This is a genomic window from Nocardioides pakistanensis (assembly GCF_054781215.1).
Map to the genome: position 1 here is coordinate 1 of NZ_BAAGUV010000013.1, position 17,255 is coordinate 17,255.

The window sequence follows — 17,255 nt, forward strand, 5'->3', positions numbered from 1 at the left end:
GCCAGGAATCAGGAGGCGATCAACAAGTCGCGTGACACGCCCATCCACAGGTCTTGACTATTGCTCCGTCGTTCCGGCTGACCCCAACTGGCGACCTTTCTAGGTGGCTGACCCGGCTCCTCGACAACTGCAACCCGCTCTCATCTTGGCTACTCGTCCGGTAAACGCTGCCGGCTCCTTCTCGGCCGAAATGGGACACACCCAGTGAGACCTCCGCGGGTGTGGTCCAGGCGAGCAGGGCCGGATCCCTATCCGAAGCCCCCACACCGTCTGCCTGAGTCGGTACGTCCGTCGAGGCACCCACATACTCGAACACGAGCCCGGTGGCTGCTGAAATCTCACTGATCGCGCTGTGGAGTAACCCCTCGGAGCCGGGGGGCGCAAGAGCATCGTTCACCACGTACTCGATGGGTTTGCATGGGTCGTAGGCCACCGCGCTGCCATCAGGCTGCGTTGCGGCGAACGCGAAGGATCCCCCTGTCCCGGGGACCGGCGGTGGCTTTCCGAGAGGCGAGGCAACGGTGATTCCGGAGCGGTCGAACCTCACCCCGAACTGCTTGTGAGTGCTGATCCCAAGGATGGTTGTCGTCAATGCCAGGGCGACGAGACCGATGCCGAGCCTGCGTGGCCACTCCGTGTTGCGGCGTCGGGCCGGATGCAGTTCTCGGGCGTCGATCCGATCCAGCTCCCGCAACAGGCGCATCATCGTCCGCTTGCGCCGCCACCGTCCCAGGGTGAGAGCGTCCTTGATCTGGTCCCCCCGCACTCGAGGACTCTCTCAGAGTACTGGGACACCTCGCAGGACTTCTTTGGATCTTCGGGGACCGGCGCCTATACGGTCGGCGCCATGGCGACCCACGAACGCGAGATCACCGAGGCCGTCGACCTGTGTCTGCCGGACGGCCGGCTGAACCCCGCCGCCGTCGGGTGGACGCGCCATCCGGTCCACCGGGCGAACCTGCGCGGCTGGGGTCGCCGGAAGCGCTGGGAGTACTGGGGCCTGGTCACCCCCGGCCACGTCGTGGGCATCGTGCTCTCGTCGCTGGACTACGCGGCAGTGCACGGCATCTACGTCCTGGACCGAGCGACCGGGCAGGAGACGGTCCGCGACGCCGTCGTGCCGCTCGCCCGCGGCACCGGCCTGCCCGACCGCAGCGGCGTCGGGGTCGCCGAGGCCCGGGCGAAGGACCTGACCATCCGGATCGACCAGTCCGCCTCCGGTACGTCGATCCGCGCGGCCGCGCGCGAGGTCGAGGTCGACCTCCACGTGGACCGCCCGGCCGGGCACGAGTCGCTCGGTGTCGTCGTGCCGTGGAGCAGCCGGCGTTTCCAGTACACCGTCAAGGACGTCGCCCGCCCGGTCTCGGGCGTCCTGCGCGTCGACGGGACGGCTCACGAGGTGGACGCGAGCGAGTCGTTCGCCGTGCTCGACCACGGGCGCGGCAAGTGGCCCTACGCGATGCGCTGGAACTGGGCCGCCGGCAGCGGGCCGGGTCGCGGGATCCAGCTGGGCGGCCGCTGGACCCAGGGCACCGGGATGACCGAGAACGCCCTGCTGGTGGACGGCCGGATCCACAAGATCGGCGAGGAGCTCGCCTGGACCTACGACCGCTCGGACTGGCTGCGGCCATGGACCATCACCGGCAAGCGGGTGCACGCGGAGCTCCACCCCTTCCACGAGCGAGCGGCTCGGACCAACCTCGGGGTGATCGGCAGCGAAACCCACCAGTGCTTCGGGCACTTCACCGGCTGGGCGCTCACCGACGACGGTGAGCGGGTGGACCTCGACGGTCTGGTGGGCTGGGCCGAGGAGGCACGCAACCGCTGGTGAACCTGGCTACTGCGCGGGACCAGGCTCCTCCTCCGGCTCACCGCGGCGCGCGAACCTGCGCACCGCCACGAGCGCGGCGGCGGCGAGCGCGACCAGCCCCAGGGCGCTCGCCCAGACCAGCGGGGGGAGCGGGCTGAGGGCGAAGAACTCCCGCGTCCACGGCAGCAGGTGCAGGAGCGCGAACGCTGCCACCAGGGTGCCGATCAGGAGCAGCTCCCACCGGTCCCAGGGGTAGGCGAGCAGGGCGAGCACGGTCATGCCCACGCCGAACAGCACGACGGTGGCCGTCGTACGGGCCACCGGCTGGCCGAGGTCGCTCTCCAGCCCGACGACGGCGTACCCGGCAAAGGTGGCTGCGGCCGCGACAGCACCGGCGGGTACGGCGAACCGCAGCACCCGCTTGAGGAAGTCGGGGCGTGCCCGCCTTCGGTTCGGCGCCAGCGCGAGGAAGAACGCGGGCACGCCGATGGTCAGCGTGCTGATGATCGTCAGGTGGCGCGGGAAGAACGGGAACGGCAGCTGCGCGACACCTACCGCCAGGGCGAGCAGGCTGACGTAGACGGTCTTGGTGAGGAACAGGTTCGCCACCCGCTCGACGTTGCCGATGATCCGGCGGCCCTCGGCGACCACGTCGGGGAGGACGTCGAACCGGCTCTTGAGCAGCACCAGCTGGGCCACCGCCCGAGAGGCCTGCGCGCCGCCGCCCATCGCGATGCCGATGTCGGCCTCCTTCAGCGCGAGCACGTCGTTGACGCCGTCGCCGGTCATCGCGACCACGTGGCCGCGCTGCTGCAGCGCCTGGACCATGCCGCGCTTCTGGTGCGGACTGACCCGGCCGAACACCGAGGCGCCCTCCATCGACCGGCCGAGAAGCCCCGCCTCCTCGGGGAGACCACGCGCGTCGACGGGCCGGTCGGCGCCGGGCAGCCCGAGAGAGTCCGCGACCGCCCCGACGGTGTGGTGGCTGTCGCCGGAGATCACCTTCACGGCAACCCCCTCCTCGGCGAAGTAGCGCAAGGTGTCGGCCGCGTCCGGTCGCACTCTCTCGGCGAGCACGATCAGCGCCACCGGCTCCAGCGGACGCGGCACCTCCTCGGTCACCAGCTCCGCGTCGGTGCGCGCCAGCAGGAGCACGCGGTGCCCGGTCGCGGCCCGCCCCGAGGCCAGCGCGAGCGGCCCCCGGCCGGCGCCCGTGTGGGCGTCCGCCGCCGCGCTCGCGTCGGTGTTCGCGTCGGTGTTCGCGTCCAGCAGCATCTCGGGCGCGCCGAGGATCCAGCTGCCGTGGCCGGCGAAGGAGATCCCGCTCCACTTCCGGGCCGAGGAGAAGGCAATCCGGCTGGTCGGCGACCAGCCCGGTGCGTCGTACTCCTCGGCGAGGGCGCGCATGCTGGCGTTGGGCCGCTCGTCGGCGTGCGCCAGCGCACCGAGTGCCTCGGCCGCAGCCGTGGTCGAGGCCCCGTCGAGCGGGAGCAGCTCGCCGACGGCCATCGTGCCCTCGGTCAGCGTCCCGGTCTTGTCGATGCCGACCACGTCGACGCGGGCCAGGCCCTCGATGGCGGGGAGCTCCTGGACCAGGACGCCGCGGGAGCCGAGCCGGATCACGCCGAGAGCGAAGGCCAGGCTGGTCAGCAGGACGAGCCCCTCGGGCACCATCCCGACCACGCCGGCCACCGAGCCGCGGATCGCCTCGTCGAGCGTGGCCGCCTCCATGAGCAGCTGGGTGGTGAACAGCAGCACAGCGGTGGGCACGAGCACCCAGGTGATCACCTTCAGCAACCGGTTCAGGGAGTCGCGGATCTCGGAGTGGACCAGGGTGAACCGCCGTGCCTCGGCGGCGAGGACGACGGCGTACGCCGCCTCACCCACCCGGGTCGCGCGGAGCCGGCCGGTTCCCGCGGCGACGAAGCTGCCCGACAGCACCGGGTCGCCGGCATCCTTGGGCACCGGCTCGGACTCTCCGGTCAACAGCGACTCGTCGACCTCGAGACCGTCGTCGTGGAGCACCACGCCGTCGACGACCAGCTGGTCCCCGGCACCGACCACGAGCACGTCGTCGAGCACGACCTCCTCGGCGGCGACCTGCTGCTCCTGCCAGTCGCGGACCACCGTCGCGGTCGGCGCGCTGAGCACCGAGAGCCGGTCCAGGGTGCGCTTGGCCCGCAGCTCCTGCACGATCCCGACGGCGCTGTTGGCCACGATCACCGCCCCGAACAGCGCGTCCTGTATCGGGCCGACGACCACGATCACCACGAACAAAGCACCGAGCAGCGCGTTGAACCGGGTGAGGATGTTGGCCCGCAGGATCTGCCCCACCGTGCGGCTGGGCCGCGCTGCGGTGCGGTTGACCTGGCCGGCCTCGACCCGCCGACGTACCTCGGCGGCGGTCAGCCCCCGCCGCTCACCGCCGCGGGCAGGGGCCGGGAGCACCGTCACGTCTCCAGCCTCACCGGCCAGGTGACCCGGGACCAGAGCCGATCGTCCCGTCGCCCGGACGCGGACAGCCGCCCGGGCCGGTCAGGGAGCCGGGTCGCGGGGGGCAGGGGGCAGGGATTCAGGGGCGGGCGGCGAAGCCGGGGGCGCCGCAGCACTTCTTGTACTTCACTCCCGACCCGCACCAACAGCGGTCGTTGCGCCCGGGCGGCCACGGCGTCGTGCGGCCGTGGAAGGCCAGGTGTGCGCCGTAGATCCCGCGTGCGGCCGGCTGGAGCGGGTCCTCCTTGTGCTCGCGGGTGAAGCCGAGGTAGTCCTCGACGGTGCCGTTGCCCACGGCGAGCACGGGGTGAGTATGGGCGAGCTCGCGGAGCCGGTGCTCGACCCGGGCCCGGTGTTCGGCGTGGTCCGCCCCGAACGCGTCGGCCAGCTCGGGCCAGCGCTGCAGCAACAGGCCGAGCTCGGCCTCGGCCCAGTACACGACCGCGATCGGTGCGGCCTCCATCCGCGCGGCGTCCTCGAGCTCGCGGCGCTCCGCGGCGAAGTCCTCGGAGTACTGCCGGCGGCGCTCCTCGGAGAGCAGGTCGAACCGGTCGAGGGGTAGGCCCAACGCACGGCGGACCCGCCAGTGCCCGTTGAGGCAGCCCAGGTCGGGTGCCTCCGGATCGTCGGGGTCGACGCGCGAGAGCGCGATGTTGAACCAGCGCAGGGCGGCCTCGAGCCGGTCGTGCAGCTCGAGGACCTCGCCGACCCGCTCGTGCAGCACGTCGTCGCCACCGCCCGCCTTGGTCTCGCGCCACAGCTCGTCGACGACCTCCTCGGCACGGGCGGTCTCCCCGAGGTCGAACAGCACGTTCGCCAGGTCTGCGCGCGGGTCGAGGTAGGCCCCGCCGCCGTCCGCGACGGCCTCCTCGTAGCACCGGCGGGCGCGGTCGAGGTCGTCGAGGAGCTCCCACCGCTCGCCGGCGTGCGCGAGCCACGCGGCACGGCCCGGGGCGCCGACCTCCAACGCGTGCGCACGGTCCTCGAGCAGCTGGGCGAGCGTGGCCGTCGGCACCCGCGTGGCGAGCTCCTCCACCTCGTCGAGGATGTCTTCGAACAGCGGCTGCATGGTGCCCAGGCTAGGGGCTTCAGCGTCGTCCGGGACACCGACGCCGCGTCGGGTGGGTCACCAGCCCGCAGCCTCGCCGTACTGCGCCTCCACCAGGTGCAAGATCCCGAGCCGTTCCAGCTTCGAGCGCGGCACCAGGAGGCTGAGCTGCACGAAGCCAGGGAGCCGGCCGATGTCCACGGCGCCGGAGATCGTGGAGCGGTTGCGGACCTCGTCGGAGGTCATCGCGAGCAGGCGGGCGGCGCGCAGGACGGCGTTCTCCGCTGCGGCGTTGAGGTTCGGTCCGGACCCCAGCACCTGGATCGGCAGGACCGCGCCCTCGAGCTCGGTGGCGTTCGCCTCGGCCAGTGACCGCCCGCGCGCCACCTCCTCGGCGGTGAACGGCCGGGCCAGGAACGGCAGGTCCTCGGCCGGCGGCAGCAGGATCGGCCCGTCGAGCTCGAGCCCCTTGAGCACGTCCACCCGCACCACCAGCCGGGCGCCGATGTCGGTGGTGTGTACGGCGATCTCGCCGTCGCCGATCATCGCGTGCACGTCCCCGGCATAGATCCCCGCACCGTCGACCTTCACCGGGACGACCAGGATGCTGCCCTGGCGCACCGAGTCGATGTCCATGTGCACGTCGGTGCGCATCTCCAGCTGCTTCTCGGTGACCGCGAACTCGTGCTCGGCGCCGACCAGGAACGAGCCGAAGTCCCCGCAGTTGTGCGAGCTGGGCAGGTCGATCGCCGGGATCGACCCCAGGTTGCCCGCGGAGATCCGGCAGCGGGTCATCGTGCCGACCAGATCGGCACGGTTGAGCGCGACGATCGGGTGCTGGGTGGAGTGCTCGGTCAGCGCCACCCACTCCCGGGCGTTGCGGGCCATCTCCTCCGCCCGAGCAGGGGAGACGGTCACCCCGATCTCCTTGGCCTCGTCGAAGACCATCGTGTAGCCCTCGACCATGTGGAAGGAGATCACCTCGCTGTCGCACGCCGTGCACTTCACCGCCGACTCGCCGATCCCGTCGAGGTAGGTGTCGGGGTAGAGGAAGTGCCGGCCGGCGTCCCGGCAGGTCGGGCAGATCTTCGCGACGAACGGGTCGCTGATGAACCGGTCGTCGACCCCCATGTGGGTGCCCGAGGTGGTGGCGCGGGAGGTCTGCTCGAGCGTCTCGACGTACAACGCGACCGCGTCGCCGACCTTCGCCCCCTCGACCCGCACCGGCAGCGACACCTCGTGCCCGCTGCGCAGGGAGGGGGTGATCATCGGACCCCAGCAGCCGGGGACGGTGATGTACTCGATCCGCCCGCCGTCCTTGACCGGGCCCAGCATCTCGTTGCTCGGTCCGACGATGTCGGTGTAGCGGTCGACCAGGACGAAGTCCTGTGCCATGTCGGCGGTGAGCTCGACGGTCATGGGGGCCTCCTCGCGCGCGGAAGTGAGCGACGGGCACGAGCCGGTCCGGCGAGGTCGAGGCACCGGACCTGCAGCGGTGCCGGTCTCCCGAACGTACGACGGGCCGGGGCCGGTCGGCAGGGTCCAACGTCCCTGTGGCTTTCGTGGTGTTCCGGGTGTGTCCGACCCGGTTCGCCGCGCAGAAACCGCCACGAACTGGCGCGAGGTGCCTACGGGGCAATGGGACGAACGGCTCTGGCCGATTCCGGGTGTGGTGAATAGGTTCGCCAGAGGATCGATCCCCGTCCATTGGAGGCCGGCATGACGACTGAAGCAGCAGCATCGGCGATCCCGCAGCAGGACCGTCGAGTTCCCGAGCTGGACCCCGAGGTCCGGCTGAAGCTCTACGAGACCATGGTGCTCAGCCGCACCTACGAGGAGGCCATCCTCCGCGAGTACCACGCGGACAAGGGCCCCGGGTTCGACATCGGCAAGGGCCTGGTCCCCGGCGAGATGCACCTGTCGGCCGGCCAGGAGCCGGTGGCGGCGGGCGTGTGCGCCCACCTGACCACCGACGACGCGCTGACCGCGACCCACCGGCCGCACCACCTCGCCGTCGCGCACGGGGTGGACCTGCGCAAGATGACCGCAGAGATCTTCGGTCGCGAGACCGGCCTCGGCCGTGGCAGAGGCGGGCACATGCACCTGTTCGACCCCGCGACTCACTTCTCCTGCTCCGGCATCATCGCCGAGGGCTACCCGCCCGCGCTCGGGCAGGCGTTCGCCTTCCAGCGCAAGGGCACGGACCGGATCGCGGTCGCGGTGACCGGTGAGGGCGCCGCGAACCAGGGCGCGTTCCACGAGTCGCTGAACCTCGCCGCGAAGTGGGTGCTGCCCGTCGTGTTCGTGGTCGAGGACAACGACTGGGGCATCTCCGTGCCCAGGACCCTGTCGACGTCGATCGCCTCGAACGCGGACCGTGCCGCGGCGTACGGCATCCCGGGCGAGCGGGTCGAGGACAACGACGTCGAGGCGGTGTACGACGCCGCCTCCCGTGCGGTGGCACGGGCCCGCGCCGGTGAGGGGCCGTCGCTGATCGAGGTGCACACACTGCGGATGTGGGGCCACTTCGAGGGTGACGCCCAGGGCTACCGGCCCGAGCTCGCCGACGTGCCGGCGCGCGACCCGATCCCGCAGTACGAGCAGAAGCTCCGCGAGGCAGGGCTGCTGAACGACGACACGGTCGAGGAGATCAAGCGGCTGTGCGTCAACGCCGTCGAGGACGCGATCACCTTCGCCAAGGAGAGCCCGATCCCGGACCCGTCCACCGCCACTTCCTACGTGTTCGCCTGAGAGGGGCCACGATGGCCATCACAGAAGCGCCGCAGGCCACCCGCAAGCTGAGCACCTCCAAGGCGATGGTGGAGGCCATCGCGCAGGAGATGGAGCGTGACGAGTCGGTCTTCTACATGGGCGAGGACGTCGGCGCCTACGGCGGCATCTTCAGCTCCACCACGGGCCTGCTCGAGAAGTTCGGGCCGCAGCGGATCATCGACACCCCGATCTCGGAGACCGCGTTCGTCGGCCTCGGCATCGGGGCCGCGGTCGAGGGTATGCGGCCCATCGTCGAGGTGATGTTCGCCGACTTCATGGGCGTGTGCCTGGACCAGATCTACAACCACATGGCCAAGATCCACTTCGAGTCCGGCGGCAACGTCAAGGTCCCGATGGTGCTGACCATGGCGACCGGCGGCGGGTACTCCGACGGCGCCCAGCACTCCCAGTGCCTGTGGGGGACGCTGGCCCACCTGCCCGGGATGAAGGTGGTCGTGCCCAGCACGCCCGCGGACGCCAAGGGCCTGATGACCTCGGCGATCCGGGACGACAGCCCCGTGGTCTACATGTTCCACAAGGGCGTCATGGGACTGCCGTGGATGGCGAAGAACCCGCGCAGCATCGACGAGGTCCCCGAGGGCGACTACACGGTGCCGATCGGCAAGGCACGCACCGTGCGTGAGGGCAGCGACGTGACCGTCGTGACCCTGTCGCTGTCGGTGCACCACGCGCTCGACGTCGCCGAGAAGCTGGCCCCCGAGGGGATCGACGTGGAGGTGGTCGACCTACGCAGCCTGGTCCCGCTGGACCGCGAGGCGATCCTGTCCTCGGTGTCCAAGACCGGCCGCCTGGTCGTCGTCGACGAGGACTACCAGTCCTTCGGCGTCTCCGGCGAGGTGGTCGCGACGGTCACGGACCAGGACCCCGGGATGCTGCGTGTTCCTCCGCAGCGCATCGCGGTGCCCGACGTACCGATCCCGTACGCCCACGCACTGGAGTACGCGGTGCTGCCCCGGCACGACCGCATCGAGCAGGCGATCCGGACGGCCATGAACCGATGACCGAGGTCGTCTTCCCGCCGCTGTCGAAGGAGAACCCGGACGCGGAAGGGGTCCTCGCCACGTGGTACGTCGGTGAGGGCGCTGCCGTGGCAGCCGACCAGCTGCTCGCCGAGGTCCAGGTCGACAAGGTGTCCGCGGAGGTGCTCGCCCCGGCCGCAGGTGTCGTGCACCTGCTGGTGGAGGAGGAGGCCGCGGTCCGGCAGGGCACACCGATCGCCCGGATCGACTGACCGTCGGGCTACCAGGAGCAGCCTCCGGGTAGCCACGTCGGGGGACCGGGAGCCCGAGGCGACCCCGACCGTTCTCACCCAGATTGGGGAGACAGGTCGGGGTCGCTTCGCATGCCTGCCCGTGCATGCCCCCGCGTGGGTGCGGTGGCGCAGATGGCGCCAACCGGGGCACCGGTGGCCAGGTGGGCGTGTCTGCGCGTGCACGGCATGTCCGTCATCGACGGCTCTGTCGTCGCTCAGGGGGGTGATTGAGGCGTCACCTCCAGGTGCTGAAGGTGGGACCGCGCGTGATCCGCGCACCACTTCAGCTTCCAGGAGGAGGTCCTGATGGCCAGACCCACACGGACGAGGAACGCCCTCGTCCTTGCCGCCGGCGCGGCGCTGTTCCTCGGTACGGCAGCCCCACCGGCGTACGCGCACCCCCAGCCCGACCCGGAGCCCGACGACGGCCTGCGCACCGTCGTCGACGGGCTGAACATGCCCCGGGGGGTGGCCAGCGTCGGCAAGGGCATGACGCTGGTCTCCGAGGTCGACGGAACGTTCAGCCTCGTCGTCGAGAGGCGCCACAGGGCACCTCGGGTGATCCCGCTCAACGGCGTGGGCGCCGGTGGCATTGCGCCGTCGATCGACGTCGGGCCGCGCGGGATGGTCTACATCCTCACCGGCGCCGGCGGCGGCATGGAAGCCCAGGAGATGTCGGCCAGCGGCGCGACTCCCGCGGAGCCCGTCCAGGACGCGGCGAGCTTGTTCAAGTGGCGCCCCGGCTGGTCGGCTCCGAAGCTGGTGGCGGACATCGCCGCGTACCAGGCCGAGGACGGGAACGAGGACCCGTACAACCGGGAGGGGGACCCCCACGAGTCGAACCCCTTCGGCGTGGAGGCGCTGGACGACGGCTCGGTGCTGGTCGCCGACGCCGCGGGCAACGACCTGCTGCGGGTCGACAAGCGGGGTGACATCGAGACCGTGGCGATGATCAAGCCGCGCTGGATCCGCACGTCCGCGGCTCCGAGCGGCCCGTCGGCGAGCTCGTCGCCTGGCGGCAGCGGCATGCTGTCCGAGGCGGTGCCGACGGCGGTGACGGTCGGGGCGGACGGCTACTGGTACGTCGCCGAGCTCCGCGGTGCACCGGGCACCCCGGGGACTTCCCAGATCTGGCGGATCGACCCCGACTCCGAGGGCGTCGTGTGTGACCCGCAGCAGCCCACCCGCGGCGACTGTGTGCGGTACGCCGACGGACTGACCGCGCTCATCGACCTGTCGGCCGACGACGAGGGCAGCCTGTTCGCGCTCAGCCTCTCCAAGGCCGGCCTGGCCGCGCTCGAGGGTGGCGAGTCCGCGGCGGCCACGACGCCGGCGCCGGGCGCGCTCTTCGAGATCCGCCGCAACGGCTCTCGCGGGCACTGGGACCACGACGATGACTGGGACGACGACGGCTTCGACTGGAACCGTGACTGGGACTGGGACGACTACGAGTGGCAGGACCGGCCCGGCGGCTGGCCCGGCAACGACTCGCCGGGCAACGACTGGCCCGGTCACGGCGGTGGCGGCTGGCCCGGCAACGACTGGCCCGACCGTGACGACTGTGACGACGACGGCTACCAGGGTCCGTTCCGCGGCGGCGACAACGAGGTCACCGCAGCCACCGAGGACGACCAGGTGACGGCTCTGAGCCGCGGTGGACGTGACCGGCACGACGACTGTGACGACGATGACGACCACGGGCACCCCGGTCCGGGCAACGGTGGCTGGGACGACTGCGACGACGACGGCTGGGGCGGCCACCGCCCGGGTCGTGGCGGCGACGACGAGATCGACACGCTGACCGAGGGCGACCAGGCGACGGCTCTGAGCCGTGGCGGTCGCGGCGGCCGGGACCGGCACGACGACTGCGACGACGGCCCCGACTGGCAGGACCGGCCCGGCGGCTGGCCCGGCGGCTGGCACGGTGGCTGGCACGGTGACCGGGACGACTGCGACGACGACCGATGGGACGGCCACCGCCCGGGTCGCGGCGACGACGAGGTCGTGGCGCTGACCACCGAGGACGGCGAGGACACCCTGGTGCTCAACCGGCGCGGACGCGACCGCGACCGTGACTGCGACGACGACCGTGGACCCCACCACGGCTGGCACGGGCACTACTACGAGCACTCCCACTACTACGAGCACGGCTACCACGGCGGCCGCGGTTGGGACGACCTCGGCGAGCGCTGGGGCCACAGGTGGGGCGACTGGGACCGCTCCCGCGGCGGCTTCGGGCAGGACGACGTCGACGAGCTCGCCGAGCGGGTCAGCGCACGGGTGAGCAGGCACGGCAGCCGTGACGACTACCGTGACGGCTACGGTGACCGGTTCGACAACGCCTGGGGTCACTGGGACCGCGACCGGGGCCGCTGGCACCGTGACCGGAACCGGTTCCGGGTGACGATCACCGAGCTCGTCGAGCTGCCGACCCCTGGTGGGGTGGACGTGAGCGACGACGGCGTGATCTACCTGGTGGGTCCGTTGTTCAGCCCAGACGGTGAGCTGATGCGACTCGACGACTGAGAAGTGATGCCGACGGCCGGCCCGGTTCGGGCCGGCCGTCCGGCGTTCCCGGCGGCCCCGCGAGGAGGGCGGCCGGAGCGGTGCGGGCCGGCCTCAGCGCCGCGCAGGCACCGCGTACCGGTCGAGGTCGCGCGCCGCGTGCACGTCGGTGAACACCGCTCGCGCCTCCTCGGCGAACACCGCCTCGTCGTCGTGGCGGCCGGAGAAGTGGGTCAGCACCAGCCGTCGTGCACCGGCGGTGGCGGCGATCCGTGCTGCCTGGGCGGCGGTGAGGTGGGCGTACTCCTCGGCGAGGTGCGCCTCGCCGGTCAGGTACGTCGACTCCGTGACCAGGAGGTCCACCCCGCGCGCGAGCTCGACCGCCGCGTCGCAGTCGCGGGTGTCCATCACGAACGCGAACGACTGACCGCGGCGTGGCTCGCTGACCTCCTCGAGGGTGACGACGCGGCCCTCCACCTCGAGCCGGCCCTCCCGCTGGAGCCGGCCGACGTCTGCTCCGGCCACACCGACCTCGCCGAGCCGCTGGGGCAGCATCCTCCGGCCGTCGGGCTCCTGGAGCCGCCAGCCGTAGGTCTCGACGCGATGGTCGAGCGCTCTGGCCTCGAGCCGGAGACCGGGCCAGATGTCGACGACCCCGTCGCCGGCAACGGGGTGCTCGCGCACCTGCACACTGGCGTGTCCGGCGCTCGCGCGGCGCAGTCGGTCGACGTACTCCTGGCCGGAGGCGGGGAAGTACAGGTCCACGGGGTGCTGGACCCGGTCCAACGTCATCCGCTGGAGCACGCCCGGCAGTCCCAGGCAGTGGTCGCCGTGAAGGTGGGTGATGCAGATCCGGGTGATCGAGCTCGCCGAGACGCCCGCGAGGGTCAGCTGCCGCTGGGTGCCCTCACCGGGGTCGAACAGGACGCCCTCCTGGTCCCAGCGCAGGAACGAGCCATGGTGGGCCCGGCGCCGGGTCGGCACCTGCGAGGCCGTGCCGAGGATGACGAGCTCGCGGGCCGGCACGTTCAGCGCACCGTGACCGATCGGCTCGCGGTGACCCCGTTGACCTGCACGGTGAGCGTCGCCGTACCTTGCTTGAGCGCCGTCAGACGGCCGGTGACCGGGTCGTAGGCGACGACCGCCGAGGCCGGTGCGTCGGCCGGGGCGCCGACGTGCACGCCCTGCCCCGTCAGCCAGCGGACGCTCATCGGGTAGGAGACCTGGACCCGCCGTCCGGCCTGGGTCACCCAGGCGGCAGCGCTCGCCGTCCGTCCCGCCGCGAGCGTGGAGGGCGCGGTGACGGCGAGCCGGTCCACCAGCGGACGCAGCTCGACCCCGACTCCGTCGTCGCCGACCCGGAGCAGAGCCCAGCCGGAGAACGCGCCGAGGCCGGCCCGGAGCGGGTTGTTCACCGCGCCTGCGAGGACCTGCGGCACGCCGTCGTCGCGGGTCACCGTGAAGCGGCGACCGTGCCCACCCACGTACGCGACGTGCTTGCCGCTGGTGGCCCGGAAACCGGAGAGGAGCTGCTCGACCAGGTCGCCCTCACGGGCATCGGTGAGCTCGGCCGACCCGCCGGTGGGATCGCTCGTGGGGTGGTGCGCGACGACGACGACCGAGGACACCGACCGGTCGGCGGCCGCCGCGTCGAGGGCCGAGCGGAGCCGGACCAGCTGGGCGAACCCGCTGAACCGGAAGCTGCTCTGTGCGGAGTTGAGCAGCACGAACCGGGTGCCGGCCCGGTCGAGCACGCGGACCGGGTTGCCGAACTCACCGCGGTAGACGGCGAGGTCACCCGACGGGCCGATCTCGTGCTCGCCCGGCGCGTAGTGCCAGGCGACCTTCCCCTCGAGCTCCTGGTCGATGACCCGCCGTGCCAGCGCGATACCGGCCCGGTCCCCGCGGGCGACCAGGTCGCCGTTGAGCAGGACCAGGTCCGCGCCCGCGGCCACCGCCTCGCGCATCACCCGCCGGGTCCGGGCCACGGCCGCGCTGCGGGGCCGAGCACCGGAGATCCGGGCGTCGCTGAGCACCGCGACCCGCAGGCCGTCGGCGGGCAGCGGCTCGAGGTCTGCCACCAGCGGATCGCGAACCGGCGCGGTCCGGGGCACGGGTGCGGTCCGCTCGGTGAAGACGGTGAGGTCGTCGAAGGCGAGGACACCGCGGTAGCGCCGCTTCCGGTTTGTCTCGACCGCGTACACCCGGACAAGGTCCAGGGGCTGCGCCAGCTCCGCGGGCAGGGTCGCGGAGACGAACCGCCAGCCACGCCAGCTCACGCGCCGGCTGAGGGTGACCGTCGCGCGCGACCCGGTCCGGTCCCGGACCAGGGCGCGAAGCCACGCACCCTTGCGGTCGCCGCGCACCCACAGGCCGATTCGGCGGGCGCGGTCGGGCAGGTCCACGGCGGGCCTCGCGGTGAGGTACGCCGCGCGGGCGGTCCGGTTGCCGAGGAGGGCGTACTGCAGGGCGATCGCCCGGCCGGCGCGCCCGGCGCGGTTGGGCACCCTCCGCAGCCGTGCGTCAGCACGCGCCGGGTAGGCCGAGGCCTGCCACCCGGCGAGGGAGTCCATCCGGTGCGTCAGGTTGCGGGCCAGGCCGACGGTGACGCCCACGAAGGTCGCCTTGCCGCCGGCCACGAGCTTGACCACCTCGGACGTGGAGGCGACCTTGGCCCGGACCACGAGGCCACGGGCGGTACGGCGGACGGCGAGCTTGTCGCGGTCGTAGACCAGTCGGATGTCGCGGGGCTCCACCCAGGTGTCGAAGCCGTGCGCGTCGTAGCCGCGGACCTCGAAGCCGGCGCTCCTGCCCTTGCCCGCCAGCGCGAGCGACGGGACGCTCGCCTCGAGCCGGTGGACCGGGCCGAGGACACGCACCTCGAACTGTCCCGAGGCCCCTCCGGCGGACGCGGTGACCGTGCCGGTCCCCGTGCGCCGGCCGCGGACGACCGTGCGTGCACCGGGTCCCTGCTGTGCGGCGACCGCGGGCGAGCCCTGCCAGGTCGGTCGGGCCGCGACCGGGGCGTAGCTCTCGTCGTGGCCGCGGGCGGCGAGCACCCGGGTCAGCCCGCGGAGCACGCGGTGCGAGTCGCGGGAGTCCTGAGCGGGCTCGACCCGGATCCCGCGCAGCTTGCCGGAGCCGGCGGTGAAGGAGAACCCGAGCCCGTTGGGAACCGCACGCTGCCGCCCGTCGGAGGGGGAGTTCACGACCGTCACCGGCTCGCCGGACTCGCGGGCGAGCATCGTCGAGGACCCGCCGCCGTCGAGGTTGAGCCCGTCCTCGGCGCCGAGGTCCTGGAGCAGCCGAGCGGTCTCGTTCATGGTCAGGCCGCGGCTCAGGCTCGACCTCCCGTCGGCGGTCAGCACGATGACGCGGTTCAGGTCCCGGTCGATGCCGATCGCCGTGCGCGGGTGCATCTCGTCGTCGCCGGGCGCGAGCACGCGCCCGTTGCGGAGCAGGATCACGTTGCCGCCCACCGCGACCCGGGTGGCCGCCCGGTTCAGGCCGTACTCGACCGACACCCGGGTGCCGCGGGGCAGCAGGTTGGCCAGCTTCTTCGCGCCGCGGCCGGTGCCCACGAGGTGCATCACGCCCGGCTTGATGGGGCCGGAGCTGATCGCCCGCCGGTTGGCGCGCACGCGGCCGGCGCGGACCACGACCTCGCGCCGTGCGGCGGGGCCGGGGAGCACTCGCGCCCGGGAGGTGGCGCCCCACGCCGTGGTGTAGATGCCGATCCCGTTGGACTGGAGTACCGGCGCGTTGAGGTTGGTCACTGCGACGTCGGGCTTGCCGGGGCGGACGATCCTGGCCTGCAGGTAGGTCTTGGCGATCTGGGCGACGTTGTCGCGGTCGAGCAGGAAGGCCTTGTTCTCGGTCGAGCTCGAGCCGTGCAGGACCCCCCGGCCCCGGTCGACGCCGACGCCCATCGGCGCCCCGGTGTCCTTGATGTCGAAGAAGTCGCCGTTGACGCCGGCCACCCCGCGCCGGCGCTGGAGCGCGGTGCTCAACGGTGCGCGTGCGGTGACCCTGCCGGGGGAGAGGTAGTCCAGCCGCAGACCCGGCGTGGACAGCTCGGCGCTCAGCACGTTGACGCGGATCCAGCCGCGCTCGTCGTAGCGGTCGAACCGGGTGTGCTCCAGCCCCGGCGCGACCGGCAGCGTGCGCTGGTTGATGTCGAAGAACGCCCGGCTGTCACTCGTGGCCCGTGGCGCGACCCCGGTCTCCGAGCTGTCGGAGGTGTGCTCGGGTGTCGTCGAGCCCGACGGCGCCGACTCCGGCGGGACCGGCGCCGGCTCCTCTGCCGCGACGGCCGGGACGGCCAGGGTGAGCGACAGGGCGGCGGCGACGGTGCTGAGGAAAGGGGCGAGCGCGGTGCGTGGGCGAAGCATGCCCCCGATCCTAGGTTTTTACTTTGCTTCTTTACCTTCGATTCGCCCGATCCGGCCGGATTTTCGACCCGCATCGCCTCGGTCGGACGGTGTGACGCACGTCCCTTTCGCCCGTTTTGCCAAACGCCGGCGTGCGCGACGTACCCGTTCCTAGACTTGGTCCTGCGATCGATCACGTGTCACGGCAGACAAGCAACGGACGGCGGACCGACGCCCCGCCCCGTCCACCCTCGTTCGAATGCGTACGCCCGTGTCTGTCGTCGTGCTGGTCGGCTCTGCCGCATCGGTCCTGTCCCTCTACGCCACCGTCCCGCAGGTCCTGCGCGCAGCCCGGACCCGGTCCGCGGTCGGCATCTCCTGGAGCTCGATCCTGCTCAGCCTGGCCACCTTCACGCTGTGGGCGGTCTACGCCTTCGCGGTCGCGGACGCGATCCAGATCGTGAACAACTCGCTGGCCCTGGTGCTGCTCGTCGCGCTCGCCGCGGTGGTCATGCGCGCCGGGGTGCCGCGCCGGGCCTGGGTGCCGGTCGGCGTGGTCTTCGCCAGCGCCCTGGCCTCGATCTGGGTGGTCGACGTGGCGAACTCGTTCACCCTCGCGATGGTCGGTACGGCGGCCAGCTCGATGCGGATGCTCCCACAGGCCCGGCTCGCGCTGAGCCGGGCACCGCTGTGGGGCCTGTGCCCGTGGTCGGTGCTGCTGGCCTGGTGGGGCACCGCCCTGTGGCTGCTCTACGGGACTCTCGCCGGTGACCTCGCCCTCGCCCTCTGCTCGGCGATCCTGCTCGCCATGCAGAGCGTGGTGCTGGTCTTCCGGCTGCCACTGCGACGCACCCTCGCGTCACTGGCCGGTGGCCGCCTGGGCGACCCGGTCGCCCGGGTGGCCACCCCGATCGCGGCGCGGCTGCCCCAGCGGCGTGCCGAGGTCGAGCTCGCCGCCTGACCGGGGGGCGCTCGACGCCGCCC

Annotated in this window: 11 protein-coding genes; 6 read left to right on the plus strand and 5 right to left on the minus strand. The window is 72.3% G+C overall.

Annotation, left to right across the window (positions count from 1 at the left end; genetic code table 11):
- The first annotated feature begins 847 nt into the window (after positions 1-847).
- The gene (locus tag ACYVIH_RS06225; protein ID WP_460867223.1) at positions 848-1,831 is read left to right on the plus strand and encodes a DUF2804 domain-containing protein; all 984 of its coding nucleotides are present in this window, start codon (positions 848-850) and stop codon (positions 1,829-1,831) included.
- A gap of 6 nt (positions 1,832-1,837) precedes the next feature.
- On the opposite strand, the gene ACYVIH_RS06230 is transcribed toward ACYVIH_RS06225, so the two are convergent.
- The 3 genes from ACYVIH_RS06230 to ACYVIH_RS06240 form a co-directional block, all read right to left on the minus strand.
- Positions 1,838-4,264, minus strand: a complete 2,427-nt coding sequence (locus tag ACYVIH_RS06230) for an HAD-IC family P-type ATPase (protein ID WP_460867225.1) — start codon at positions 4,262-4,264, stop codon at positions 1,838-1,840.
- A gap of 118 nt (positions 4,265-4,382) precedes the next feature.
- On the minus strand, positions 4,383-5,372 hold the full coding sequence (locus ACYVIH_RS06235; protein ID WP_460867228.1) for an SEC-C domain-containing protein: 990 nt from the start codon (positions 5,370-5,372) through the stop codon (positions 4,383-4,385).
- A 57-nt stretch (positions 5,373-5,429) separates the two neighbouring features.
- A complete protein-coding gene (locus ACYVIH_RS06240; RefSeq protein WP_460867230.1) occupies positions 5,430-6,770 on the minus strand; it encodes an acetamidase/formamidase family protein in 1,341 nt (446 codons plus the stop codon).
- 300 nt (positions 6,771-7,070) lie between these two features.
- On the opposite strand from ACYVIH_RS06240, the gene ACYVIH_RS06245 reads away from it, so the two are divergent.
- The 4 genes from ACYVIH_RS06245 to ACYVIH_RS06260 all read left to right on the plus strand — a co-directional run bounded on the left by ACYVIH_RS06245 (position 7,071) and on the right by ACYVIH_RS06260 (position 11,922).
- Positions 7,071-8,102, plus strand: a complete 1,032-nt coding sequence (locus tag ACYVIH_RS06245) for a thiamine pyrophosphate-dependent dehydrogenase E1 component subunit alpha (protein ID WP_460867232.1) — start codon at positions 7,071-7,073, stop codon at positions 8,100-8,102.
- A gap of 11 nt (positions 8,103-8,113) precedes the next feature.
- Positions 8,114-9,145, plus strand: a complete 1,032-nt coding sequence (locus ACYVIH_RS06250) for an alpha-ketoacid dehydrogenase subunit beta (protein ID WP_460867233.1) — start codon at positions 8,114-8,116, stop codon at positions 9,143-9,145.
- Positions 9,142-9,375 (plus strand): lipoyl domain-containing protein, encoded by a 234-nt coding sequence (locus ACYVIH_RS06255; protein WP_460867235.1) that lies wholly within the window; start codon positions 9,142-9,144, stop codon positions 9,373-9,375. Before ACYVIH_RS06250 ends, ACYVIH_RS06255 begins: the two co-directional genes overlap by 4 nt.
- 327 nt (positions 9,376-9,702) lie before the next feature.
- Positions 9,703-11,922 carry a ScyD/ScyE family protein gene (locus ACYVIH_RS06260; RefSeq protein WP_460867237.1) on the plus strand — a complete coding sequence of 740 codons (2,220 nt, stop codon included), beginning with the start codon at positions 9,703-9,705 and terminating at the stop codon, positions 11,920-11,922.
- 93 nt (positions 11,923-12,015) lie between these two features.
- Here ACYVIH_RS06260 and ACYVIH_RS06265 read toward each other — a convergent pair whose 3' ends face one another.
- Together ACYVIH_RS06265 and ACYVIH_RS06270 are read right to left on the minus strand one after the other, a co-directional pair.
- On the minus strand, positions 12,016-12,927 hold the full coding sequence (locus tag ACYVIH_RS06265) for a ribonuclease Z (protein ID WP_460867239.1): 912 nt from the start codon (positions 12,925-12,927) through the stop codon (positions 12,016-12,018).
- Positions 12,928-12,929: 2 nt separating this feature from the next.
- Positions 12,930-16,292: a phosphodiester glycosidase family protein gene (locus ACYVIH_RS06270; protein ID WP_460867241.1), complete on the minus strand. Its 3,363-nt coding sequence runs from the start codon at positions 16,290-16,292 to the stop codon at positions 12,930-12,932.
- Between the two features lie 238 nt (positions 16,293-16,530).
- On the opposite strand from ACYVIH_RS06270, the gene ACYVIH_RS06275 reads away from it, so the two are divergent.
- Positions 16,531-17,232 (plus strand): PQ-loop domain-containing transporter, encoded by a 702-nt coding sequence (locus ACYVIH_RS06275; protein WP_460867244.1) that lies wholly within the window; start codon positions 16,531-16,533, stop codon positions 17,230-17,232.
- The last annotated feature ends 23 nt before the right edge of the window (positions 17,233-17,255 follow it).